The sequence below is a fragment of the Bellilinea caldifistulae genome (assembly GCF_001306055.1).
Classification (GTDB): domain Bacteria; phylum Chloroflexota; class Anaerolineae; order Anaerolineales; family Anaerolineaceae; genus Bellilinea; species Bellilinea caldifistulae.
Genome location: NZ_LGHJ01000021.1, coordinates 1 through 11844 on the forward strand (window position 1 = coordinate 1; position 11844 = coordinate 11844).

General features: G+C 49.1%; 11 protein-coding genes. 5 read left to right on the forward strand and 6 right to left on the reverse strand.

Going from position 1 to position 11844, the window contains the following annotated elements:
• Positions 1-233: 233 nt before the first annotated feature.
• On the forward strand, positions 234-431 hold the full coding sequence (gene rpmF / locus AC812_RS15075; protein WP_061917227.1) for a 50S ribosomal protein L32: 198 nt from the start codon (positions 234-236) through the stop codon (positions 429-431).
• Positions 432-493: 62 nt separating this feature from the next.
• Here rpmF and AC812_RS15080 read toward each other — a convergent pair whose 3' ends face one another.
• Genes AC812_RS15080 through trmFO form a run of 6 tightly spaced genes read right to left on the reverse strand, consistent with a single transcriptional unit; the run spans position 494 to position 6801 of the window.
• Positions 494-703, reverse strand: coding sequence for a hypothetical protein (locus AC812_RS15080; RefSeq protein ID WP_061917225.1), 210 nt, complete (start codon positions 701-703; stop codon positions 494-496).
• An 8-nt stretch (positions 704-711) separates the two neighbouring features.
• On the reverse strand, positions 712-2055 hold the full coding sequence (gene hflX / locus AC812_RS15085; RefSeq protein WP_061917220.1) for a GTPase HflX: 1344 nt from the start codon (positions 2053-2055) through the stop codon (positions 712-714).
• A gap of 18 nt (positions 2056-2073) precedes the next feature.
• The gene (locus AC812_RS15090; protein WP_061917217.1) at positions 2074-3264 is read right to left on the reverse strand and encodes an LL-diaminopimelate aminotransferase; all 1191 of its coding nucleotides are present in this window, start codon (positions 3262-3264) and stop codon (positions 2074-2076) included.
• The gene (locus AC812_RS15095; protein WP_061917214.1) at positions 3248-4501 is read right to left on the reverse strand and encodes a sensor histidine kinase; all 1254 of its coding nucleotides are present in this window, start codon (positions 4499-4501) and stop codon (positions 3248-3250) included. Before AC812_RS15095 ends, AC812_RS15090 begins: the two co-directional genes overlap by 17 nt.
• 40 nt (positions 4502-4541) lie before the next feature.
• On the reverse strand, positions 4542-5441 hold the full coding sequence (locus AC812_RS15100; RefSeq protein WP_061917212.1) for a M28 family peptidase: 900 nt from the start codon (positions 5439-5441) through the stop codon (positions 4542-4544).
• A gap of 7 nt (positions 5442-5448) precedes the next feature.
• Positions 5449-6801: a methylenetetrahydrofolate--tRNA-(uracil(54)-C(5))-methyltransferase (FADH(2)-oxidizing) TrmFO gene (trmFO, locus tag AC812_RS15105; protein ID WP_061917235.1), complete on the reverse strand. Its 1353-nt coding sequence runs from the start codon at positions 6799-6801 to the stop codon at positions 5449-5451.
• Between the two features lie 111 nt (positions 6802-6912).
• On the opposite strand from trmFO, the gene AC812_RS15110 reads away from it, so the two are divergent.
• From AC812_RS15110 to AC812_RS15125, 4 genes are all read left to right on the forward strand, one after another.
• Positions 6913-8313 (forward strand): RNA polymerase factor sigma-54, encoded by a 1401-nt coding sequence (locus AC812_RS15110; protein ID WP_061917209.1) that lies wholly within the window; start codon positions 6913-6915, stop codon positions 8311-8313.
• Positions 8314-8315: 2 nt separating this feature from the next.
• Positions 8316-10271 (forward strand): two-component system sensor histidine kinase NtrB, encoded by a 1956-nt coding sequence (locus tag AC812_RS15115; protein WP_061917207.1) that lies wholly within the window; start codon positions 8316-8318, stop codon positions 10269-10271.
• Positions 10272-10273: 2 nt separating this feature from the next.
• On the forward strand, positions 10274-11449 hold the full coding sequence (locus tag AC812_RS15120) for a sigma-54-dependent transcriptional regulator (protein ID WP_061917205.1): 1176 nt from the start codon (positions 10274-10276) through the stop codon (positions 11447-11449).
• A 64-nt stretch (positions 11450-11513) separates the two neighbouring features.
• Positions 11514-11843, forward strand: a complete 330-nt coding sequence (locus AC812_RS15125; protein WP_061917202.1) for a hypothetical protein — start codon at positions 11514-11516, stop codon at positions 11841-11843.
• Position 11844: the final 1 nt, after the last annotated feature.

The following is an 11844-nucleotide window of genomic DNA, read 5'->3' on the forward strand; positions in this document are numbered from 1 at the left end:
TGGAGGTGAAGAGGTCAAATCAAGATACACAGCCCCTTTATTTTAGGGTGGATACCCCATCGGGTGCGGCTTTTCCACCCCTCAAACAGCCTGCTCGGCGTATTACGCTTGATTTTTCAACTCTCTCTGAAATTTTTTACTTGACAGTTCTAAATGGGTGAAGGTACAATAGTGCAGCTTTTTGAATTGGAAAATTTGCCGGAATCTGGCTAGGCTAAACAGGAGTAACAGGAATGGTACCACTTCCAAAGCGGAAACTTTCAAAGGGCCGGCGCGACCGTCGGCGGGCTCACGACGCACTGCAAAACACCAATCTGGTACAGTGCAGTCAATGTGGTGAAATGCGATTACCGCATACGGTTTGCCCCAATTGCGGATATTATCAGGGCCGCGAAATTATCAGTATGGAAAAAGCCGAGAAAAAGAAGTAATTTAAAACTTGATGGCTGAAGTTTAAAAAGGCTGCTCGATTCGGGCAGCCTTTTTGTGGTGCTCAGAGCGCCCAGGCCAGCATAAACCCGATGATTGCCAGAATCAGTCCGAGATGTAAAAATAAATTACTCTCAATCAGCCAACCGCTTAAGAAAAATTGCAAGATGAAGTTGAGTAATATCAAAATCAACCCTGCCAAAGGTAACAATCCCTTGCGGTTTGCCAGAAAGGAAGAAACTTTATCCAGAAAATGCGAGAAATTACCCAGCATACTCTTGTTCAAACCTCGCTTTTCGCAGGGGTGGGGCGTTTCAGGTATGGGCGGTAAGCGTTCAATAAACGTCCGGGCAACGAACCTTTGATTTTGATGTATTCTCCAAAAGGTTGACTTTCCTCCACTTTACCGAATTCGTGGAATTGGGCGATTAACTGACCTTCACGGTAGGGGATGTAAACGGTTACAGGAGCGAAGTTTTCAAAGAGGATGTTTTCCACTTCGCGCAGCAGATTGGGAAGACCTTCGCCGGTTTTTGCGGAAATGGCCACAGAACTGGTGAATTGACCCAATGCTTTGCGAATTGCTTCGGTATCGGAGATGCGATCTACTTTGTTTAAAGCGGTTATGGTGGGGATATTCTCGCAGCCGATATCCAGGAGTGTCTGCTGGACGGCTTTCCACTGCTCCCAGGCATTTGGATGCGTTACATCCAGCACATGCACCAGAAGATCAGCTTCGGTAATTTCTTCGAGCGTTGCTCGAAAGGCGGCAATTAATTGGGTGGGTAATTTTTGAATAAAACCAACCGTATCGGTGAAAAGAACCGTATGACCGGCGGGTAATTCAACGCGGCGTGTGGTCGGATCGAGAGTGGCGAATAATTGATCGGCGACATATACTTCCGCCCTGGCCAGGCTGTTCAACAGGGTGGACTTACCGGCATTGGTGTAACCCACCAATGCTACGATGGGAATATTGGAGCGGCGGCGCTGTTCACGATACCGCTGGCGATGGGCGCGAACTTTTTCCAATTCTTCCTTCAACCTGGCGATCCTTCGCCGAATTTCGCGGCGATCAACTTCCAGTTGGGTTTCACCGGGGCCACGTAAGCCAACACCGCCGGTTGAACCTGTTCGACCACCACCCCCACCGGTCTGTCGAGCGAGATGGGTCCATACTCTTGTCAGGCGGGGCAGCCGGTATTCGTAGTAAGCCAGTTCAACCTGTAAAATGCCCTCGCGGGTGCTGGCGTGACGGGCAAAAATATCCAGGATTAATGCTGTTCGGTCAATCACCCGTACCTGTTCGCCAAAACGTTCTTCCAATTCGCGTTGATGACGGGGCGAAAGTTCGGTATCAAAAATGACCAGATCCGCTTGAGTTTCCTCGACCAGCATCTTAATCTCTTCGACTTTGCCGGAGCCAATGAAAGTATCCGGGTTGGGTTTATCCAGTCGCTGGGTTACTTCGCCGAGGACTTCTACTTCTGCGGTATCTGCCAGCAAAGCCAGTTCGGCGAGGGAATCTTCGAGGGGGAGTAGACCGGGATCTCCGATTAAATCCACTCCAACGAGGATGGCGCGTTCGCGCGGTGTTTGAGTTGGTTCAGCAATCTTTTTTGCCATTTGATCTGTCAATTCCGCTTATTTTTTCAGCCATTCGATCATGCGATGCATGGCTTCTCTTAAGCGATCAGTGGGTACGCCGAGGGATATGCGGATGTATCCTTCACCATGTTTGCCGTAAACCACCCCGGGTGTAACGCTGACACCGGCTTCTTCTAATAATTGAGAACAAAAAGCGGTGCTGTCTGTATAACCCTCCGGTAGGTGTGCCCAAATGTAAATGGCAGCCGGGGGAGTTTCCACTTTAAAACCGGATTCCCGCAAACCGCTCAGGGCAATATCTCTACGGTACTGGTAGATTTGGTTGCGTTCCTCCAGCCAGGATTGATCACCGGTCAAGGCAATGATACCAGCCTGTAAAATGGCTTCAAAGTGAGAAGAATCCACCTGGCTTTTATAAGTGTGCAGATAACGGATGACTTCCGCGTTTCCAACCGCCATCCCTAATCGCCAACCAGCCATATTGTAGGTTTTGGAAAGGGAGTTGAATTCGATGGCTACTTCTTTTGCGCCCGGCACCTGCATGATGCTGGGGGCTTTATATCCGTCAAAGCAAATATCTACATAGGGGGCATCGTGAGCAATCAAAATCTGGTGTTTGTGGGCAAACGCAACTGCTTTTTCGAAAAATTCAAAAGGTGCAACGGCGCCGGTAGGGTTATTTGGGTAGTTTAGCCAGATCAAACGCGCTCTTTCCAACACCCATTCGGGAATCGAATCCAGATCGGGCAGAAAGTGATTTTCGCTCAACAGGGGCATTGGAAAAATTTGACCACCGGCAATCATGGTGCTGGATTGATAAACGGGATAACCGGGATTGGGCACCAGCACAATATCACCCGGATTGATGCAGACCTGAGTGAGATTGAAGATGCCTTCTTTAGATCCAAGCAGCGCAATGGTTTCTTTTTGCGGGTCTAAATCAACCTGAAAACGATCCGCATAATAGGCTGCAATGGCTCTGCGAAAAGCCAGTGTACCGCCGTTGGGTGTGTATCCATGGGTATCTGACCTGCGGGCAGTGGAAATTAACACTTCGGTGATAAAATCGGCGGGCGGCAGGTCAGGAGAGCCCATGTCCAGGCGGATGACATCCACGCCGAGGGCTTTGAGTTCCGTAATTTTTTGGTTCAGACTAGCAAAAAAGTAGGGCTTGAACGAAGCGATTCGATCAGCCGGGCGAAAGATGGATTTATTCTGATGATTCATAGGCTCCAGTTTTGTGTGTTGGGGTAAGTAAAGATGCGAATAATCGGGCGGTTTTTAAGTCGGGTGGTTCAACATGGTGTGGAACGAGGATGTGAAAAGTGGAACCGGGGCATTTTTCCTCGTCGTAGCCGTTGGATTCCACCCAAATAGCGCCGCCATGGGCTTCAATAATTCCTTTGGCAATATGTAATCCCAGACCGGGGCCGCCGCCTTTGAACTTTGTTTTTCCGCTGGAATGGAGAGCGACATTGCCAATGCGGGAAAACTTTTCAAAAATGATCAGCTGATCTTCCGCATCAATGCCAATGCCTTCATCGGTGATGGCTACTTCAATAAAACCGGGTAATTTCCGCCCATTGATGATGATTTTGCCGTAATCGGGTGTGAATTTGATCGCATTTACCAGCACATTGCGGAAGACTTGTAAAAGTCTTTCGGGATCCCCGAAAGTCAACTCGTCATAACCGGGGAATGGGTGGATGGTCAAGGTTTGATGGCGTTCCTGAAGAGCGGGTTGCAATTCAGCCTGAAGCAGCTGGAAGAGGCGGTTAATCCACACCGGCTGAATGTTGAGGCTGAGCAGTCGGTTATCAATCAAAGAAACGTCAATCATGTCATCAATGATCGTGCGCAGGCGGCGTGCGCCGTTGGAAATACCATCCACCATTGTGAGGTAATGATTCAAGCCGGTTTGCTGCTCCAGCATTTCGCGCAGCATGGCAGTGTATCCTTCAATGAGGGTGAGTGGGGTTTTCAGCTCATGTGCAGCAACAGCAATGAAATCGGATTTACTTTTGTCCAGTTTTTCTAGATTCTGACGGGTCTGTTCCAATTGAGCGCTGAGATGGCTTACTTTGGCTTCCATTTCCAACACAGCGCTTTTTTCCACGATATAGCTGAATATGGGCAGGAGAGTAGTGACCATGCCCAATGCTTGAGACTCATCGAGGACTTCCTGACAGGTTTCGATGGTGATTTGCTGAAGCAGGATGGTGAATTTCAACAAGCTACTGGTGCTCACCTCCAGGTCGGTGAGTGTTAGTGAAAGAGACCAGTCGGTTAACACCGAATCCAGCCATGCCGGATCACCGGTTTCGACGGCTTGTTCAAGTTTGGTGAAAAAGGATTCAACTTGAATCCGCAGGTCTTCCCGCAATCCTGCCCCGCGTGCCAAAGATTGGATCACGCGATTGATCCAGACCGGTTTGATTGTTCTCAACAATTCCAATTCGTTCATTGGGTTAAGTTTATGCTATTTTTGAGGTTTTTACCAAGGGTTATTCGGATGTGGTTAACCAGTGATAAATTGTTTCTCCAACGATGCCGAGGCTTTCTGCAGATACTTTATCGAGGGTATCCTGACGAGTGTGCCAATAGGGATAATCAAAATCAATCACATCCACCGCTGCAAATCCTCTTTCTAAAAAAGGAGTGTGATCATCGAGTATGCTGTATTTATACTGTGGGATGAAGTGCTTTTCAAACCCCAATTTTTGGGCACTATCCCAAATTTGACCGGCCAGCTGCGGGTTGGAATTTCTTTCGAGATAGATGTTCAAATCAGCATCCCCGATCATATCTAAAATCACAACAGCAGTGGGGTTGATGGAAACCTCCTCAACAAATGCGCGAGAACCCAAAATCCAATCCCAACCGGGGATATTACCCTGATCTTCGGCATCGAAAAAAACCAGCCAGATTTCAACAGGTAAATCCGGTGGCAGACTGCGAGCCAGTTCAAGCAAAACAGCCACACCCGAAGCCCCATCGTTTGCACCGGGGACGGGTTGATTGTGTTGTGCAGGATCGGGGTCTTGATCACTGAAAAAGCGCGAATCATAGTGTGCGCCAAGGATGATGGTTTTTCCCTGTGGATTTGACCGCTTGGCAACCACATTGGTAATTGGATGTCCCATGCGCTGAGTTTGGTGTAATTCCACCCGCCAGCCTGCCTTTTGGGTTTGTTCAAGGATGTACTCAATGGTCTGGTGGTGAGCCTGGCTGCCGGGGGTTCGTTCTCCAAACGACAACTGCACTTCCACATCTCGGAATGCACGGGTTTTGTCAAAACGGTAAAGGGTAGAAGAAGGACTGCCACCAAATCGGTTGCTGATCAGCAAACCGGTGAGCAATAAAATGATGAACAGAGCAAGGGAGTAGAGGGGAGATCTCTTCATGGGGTTATTACTGTTTTAATCCCCATTCTTTAAAAAAGGTTCCCAGATCCCGCAGTGAACGTTCAACATGCGCTTGAGCGCGCGCCCGTTTACCTTTGACCGGTTCTGGCAGTTCGGGGAGGATACCAAAATTCGCTTTCATCGGCTGGAAGTCTTTCATCGAAGCGTGGGTGACATAATGACACAACGCACCCAGCATGGTCGTCTGCGGCATGATCAACGTTGGCTGACCTTTTGCCAGTCTGGCAGCATTGATACCAGCCAGCAATCCGGTCGCGATATTCCCCATATAACCCTCTACACCCGTAATTTGGCCAGCAAATAAAAGGGTTTCCCGTTGACGAGCCTGTAGAGAAGGTTGAAGTAGAAGCGGCGATGCAATAAAAGTATTGCGGTGCATTTGACCGTAGCGGACAAATTCGGCGTTTTGCAAACCGGGAATCATACGGAATACCCGTTTTTGTTCAGGGAAAGTCAGATTGGTTTGGAATCCGACCAGATTGTAAAGCGTACCGGCCAGATTATCCTGGCGCAGTTGAACAACAGCAAAGGGGCGTTTACCGGTACGCGGGTCTTTCAAACCCACCGGGCGCATCGGACCATACGCCAGGGCCAGATCACCCCGTTGAGCAAGAATTTCGACCGGCAGACACCCCTCGAAGAAGTGATCCATTCCGGCGCGAACGCCTGCTTCAATTTCCTTTTCGAACTCACGCAGTGCAATGCGTTGAGCGTTGCGCAACGCCTGAACAAATGCGAAATACTCATCGCGAGACATGGGGCAATTGATATAATCCCCCTCCTGGTCCTCGCCAATTCCGTAGCGCGAGGCTTTGAAAGCAATCGAGAAGTCAATTGAGTCTACATGCACAATTGGGGCAATTGCGTCGTAAAAATAAAGGCGGTTTTCTCCACTGAGGTTTTGAATCGCCTCTGCCAGTGCAGGTGAGGTGAGTGGGCCGCTGGCAACAATGACAATGCCATCGGGAATGTCTTTGACTTCCTGGCGGATGAGATGAATACGGGAATGATTGGCGATCCGTTCGGTGACCATTTTGGAAAAAGCCTCACGATCAACGGCTAACGCACCACCGGCAGGTAAGGCAGTGGCTTCGGCACATTGAAGCAGCAAAGACCCAAAACGGCGGATTTCTTCTTTGAGCAAGCCGGAAGCGCGGTCAATTAAGGAAGAGCCGAGTGAGTTGGAGCAAACCAGTTCAGCAAGGAGGCCGCTGACATGCGCACCAGTTTGAATTTCCGGGCGCATTTCGTATAGAAATACCTCACAGCCCAACTCGGCTGCCTGCCAGGCTGCTTCACTGCCAGCCAAACCGCCACCAATCACGGTAATTTGCTTCATTTTCCGTTTCCCAAAGCAAATTCTACCACGCTTGGGGTAAATTGCCCTGGCATAAAACTTGCACCATTTGCTGATGATCAGTATACTTTTTTGAGGGAGCAGGTTGAAAACATGTTTCAAATCCAGAGTCCCAGTATCCGCACGGTAACTACCGCTCATTTAACCCAGACCATGACCCTCCTGAACCAGACGGTGGGAGAGTTATATCAGCAAATTCAACAGGAGTTGACCAACCCCGCCCTGGAGCTGGTAGAAGAACGCCGCTGTCCGACCTGTCATCGGGTGCTGCCGGGGCATGGTGAATGTCCGGTGTGCAGCCGCCCGGTCAGTATGCAGGCGGAAGAACCAGTTGTTTTTGTTTCGCCACGTGAGGATTTTTACTCTTCCGGTGGCTCGAGTGCGGATTTGATCCCCGATGAACCTGTTTCACCCATTGTGGAAGAGTTGCCCGTCTTCATTTTGCGTCAAATTGCGGTTGAGCTGGAGGGAGAAGAACGACGGATTGCCGCCTTTTTCCTGACTCATCTGGATGAGGACGGGTTCTTGACCATTGCACCGGTTGAAATTGCCCAGTATTTTCATGTCCCGCTTTCAAAAGTGCTGCGTATTAAGCAACTCATCCAGCGCGCCGAACCTGTTGGGGTGGGGTCGGCCAATCCACAGGAAGCTTTGCTGGTTCAACTGGATGTCCTAAATGAAACCAAGCCTACTCCTGAGTTAGCCCGGCACATCATTGCTGAGGCGATGGATTTGCTCACCCACCGTCAATACGCGGAAATTGCCCGCAAATTGAATGTTTCTTATCATCAAGTTCAGGAGACGGTGCGTTTCATTGGTGAAAACCTGAATCCTTTTCCGGCGCGAGCCCATTGGGGGGATGTGAGAAACCCCTCACCGAAAGCGGGAGAAGTCTATTACCATCCGGATATCATCATCAGTTACCTGAATAATTCTCCAGAAAACCCCCTGGTGGTTGAAATTATCTTGCCGATACGCGGATATCTGAGGGTCAACCCTCTATTTCGGCAAGCGGCGCGGATTGCCAGTGAAGAAACCCGGATTGGAATGAAAAATGATCTGGAACGGGCAGCATTATTTGTCAAATGCTTACAGCAGAGGAACTTTACCATGCAGCGCTTAATGCAGCGGGTGGTCAGTATTCAACGAGATTTCATCTTGCGCGGTGACCGCTATATTAAACCGTTGACCCGCGCTTCTCTGGCGGAGGAGCTGGGTGTTCATGAGTCGACCATTTCGCGGGCGGTTTCTAACAAAACAGTTCAATTGCCCAACAAGAAAATCATTCCCCTAGCGAATTTCTTTGACCGCAGTCTGAATGTGCGGACGGCATTGCGGGAGATTATCTCAAGGGAAAAAAATCCTCTCAGTGATTCTCAACTGGCGCGTTTGCTCGCCCAACAAGGTTATGAAGTTGCCCGGCGAACGGTGGCAAAATATCGGGCAATGGAGGGTATCCTCCCCGCCCACTTACGCAGAGTTAATCAGGTTTAGATATGAGAGATGTAATCAGTCGTCCGATTCAGGCGTTATTTGGTAACAAAATTAATAAGATTGAACCCTATTCAGCCATTCAAAATTTACTGGAATTGATTGCAGAACCGGCGCTGGTGTATGATCCAGAGGGCAACCGAGTCCTTCTGGCGAACAGCGCATTTTTGGTGCTTTCTGCTTATTCCCAGCAGGAAGTCATAAATGAAAATTTAGAGAATTTATTGGAAAATCCCAGCCTCGAAGAAATCTTGAAAGAGGATAGCACTACGGGATTGTTGAGAACCCGTAATCGCTTGAGCATCCCGGTAGAAATTCGCAAAGGTGTGTTGGATCAACAAACCGGCTACGTCGTATTGAGGGTTATTTCCCAAATGACTTTGCAATATCTGAGCGGCAACTGGCAAAAGCGACTATTAACCACATTTCAGATGATTCCACGGTTTGTGGAGAATTCGTCTGGAGAATGGATGGAGACCGTTCAGCATTTGCTGGATGTGTTAAAGGGACTTTTTGAAACCAATCTGATCTGTATTTACCACGCCAGCGCCGATTTTCCCGAATTGCGCAAGCTGATCAGTCTCGAAGAGTTGACATTATTCCCCGATACCTTGCCGTCCAGCGATTTGATCCGCCTGTCGTTGCCCGTGTTGTGGACTCCGGGGAAGCGGATGACCACTCATTTACATCGTTCAGCAAGGATTGCGGGTGTCACTTATGTTGCCAGTGTTGCCATCGGTAGAGAAAATGCCTTGGAAGGTTTGCTTGTTGTGGGAGGTATGGAATCTCAGCCACCACCTTTATTATTAGAGACCATTGAAGTGCTGGCGGTTTATGTTTCTCAAGTCATCAGCCGTTCTGTTCTGGAAGAAAACATTAGAAGAGAAGCAGCGCGGAGGGAGTTTCAACTTCAGTTGTATGGGGCGGTTTATGAAGAAGTTCAAGAAGGGGTTGTGGTTGTTGACCCGGACTCGGTGATTATCGAAATCAATCCCGCTGCAGAATTATTATTCGGTTATACGCGGAATGAGGTTCGGGGGGAGCGGATTGAAAATATTTTGATCACCCCTGATCGCTTTCTGCCAGCGCTTGCCAATGTGATGACAACGAAGACTTCGTCCCTGCTGGAAAACATCACTTTACACCGCCGAAACGGGCAAACCTTTGCAGCAGATGTGAAAATTTTACCGATCCAGCACTATGGCGATCTGTCTGGAGTAGTCCTTCTGGTACGGGATATCAGCGAGCATGAGCAAATTCTGGCGCAATCCCGCCAGTTGGAACAACGCGCATTTCTCGGCGAGTTTATGGGTGTTTTTGCCCATGAAGTTCTCAACCCAATCAACAATATTTCTACCGGCTTACAAATTCTTTCCCGCCGGCTAGCCAGCGAAAATTCTTTACAGGAACTGGTTAGCCGTATGGAGAATGATTGTGAACGCTTGCACCACCAGATGGAAGCACTGAAAACCTATGCCAAGCCTTATGAACCCAAGCAAGAAATGGTGGACGTCCCCCAATTGCTGAATCGCATTCTGGAGCGCTGGCGGCCGCGTATGGAAAGATTGAACGTACACCATGTGTTTCAATCGGCGGAAAAACTACCACCTGTAAAAGGCGATTGGCGGGCACTTGATCAGGTTTTCAACAATCTCATCAGTAATGCGATTGATGCCATGAGAGAGAATGGCGGGGTCTTAAGCGTGAAAGTCAGCCTTTCAACGCTGGTATCTCCGCACCCGCATTTGGAAATTGCGGTGTCAGATAACGGGCCAGGAATCCCGGATGATATTCGAGAAAGGATCTTTGAGCCTTTTGTGACAACCAAAGCCAGCGGTACTGGCTTGGGCCTGTCTATCACAAAAAGGATCGTTACTGCCCATCGAGGGAGCATTACATTCAATAGTTACCCGGGCGGAACTGTATTCCGTATCTTTCTACCTGCCAGCGAGGAATCCTGATTATGTCCATAACCATCCTTGTAGTTGATGATGAAGCCAATCTCAGAAAAAACATCTCAGATTACTTAACCCCGCTGGGTTATGAAGTAATTGGTGTGCCGACTCTCAGTGATGCTCGTACATGCCTGCAGCGTGGCAACGGGGATGTGGTTCTTCTGGATGTCTCACTGCCTGACGGCTACGGGCCGAGTTTGTTGTATGAAATGCAAAATATGCCTTATCGGCCACCGATGATCATCATCACTGCTCATGGCGATATAGAAATGGCAGTGGACGCCATGAAGAATGGCGCCCATGACTTTTTGACCAAACCGATTCAATTGACCCAATTGGAAAATTCTATTTTGAGAGCTTGCGAAATCGTGCAAATGCGGAGGGAACTGGCTCATTTACGGCAAAGCCAGAAACAAAGTATTTCCTTTGTAGTGGGTAAAACCCATTCCATGGAATCGTTGCTCAGTCAGGCGCAGAAAGCCGCGCAGGCTCAGGTCTCAGTATTGATTACTGGCGAAACCGGCTCAGGGAAAGAAGTGCTTGCCCGGTTCATCCACAGCACAGGGCCGCGTTCGAACAAGCCGTTTATTGCGATTAATTGCGCAGCAATTCAACCCACCGTACTTGAATCGGAATTGTTCGGCTACGAGGCAGGTGCATTTACCAGCGCGGAACGGCGTAAAAACGGTTTAATGGAAGTAGCCGATGGCGGCATCCTGTTTCTGGATGAGATTTCCTCTATGCCGTTGGATATTCAGGCCAAGTTGCTGAGAGCGATTGAGGAACATGCGTTTCGGCGGGTAGGCGGAACGAACTTAATTCAAGTGGATGTTCAAGTGCTGGCAGCTTCCAATCGCAACTTGAAAGAGATGATACAAGAAGGCAGTTTCCGGCAGGATTTATATTACCGCCTGAAGGTGGTGGACTTGCACCTGCCGCCCCTCCGCGAAAGAAAGATGGATATTCCTGAACTGGTGGGCTTCTTCATCCGGCAATACAAAGCCAAACTGGGGGTAAATGTGGACGATATTACTCCACGGGCAATGCAGGCTCTGATGGAGTATGATTGGCCGGGAAATATTCGCGAATTAAGCCATGCCATTGAGCGTGCCATGCTCTTTTGTGAGGGTCGGGCAATTGATTTACCGGACTTACCGGCGGATATAGCCCATCTGAACGGTTAGGAAGCAGTTTCTGGCACATTTCTTGCATCATATCCTTCCAGCAGAGATCTATGGGAGGAAGGGTATGATGATTTTCGAAATGACCAGAAACGACTTTTTGCTGACCACGGCTGGGGTGGCCTTATGCTTGGGTGTCATCATGTGGTTGATTGGCGTGATTGTGCTGGTCAGCCGGGTGCTGGGTGGAGAAATCAAGCGAATCGCAGAACAAACCGCCCGACTGGCTCAAAAGGGGATTGCTGAAGAAGTTGCCGGTCTGATTGGGAATGCTTCCGGACTGATCGAATCCCTCAATCAACTGGTGCGGACGGCAGCTGGCATAGGTGTATTTTTGATCATTGCCGGCATGTTGATGATAGCAGCAGCCTTTGGGCTTGCCTTTCAAATCCAGTAAT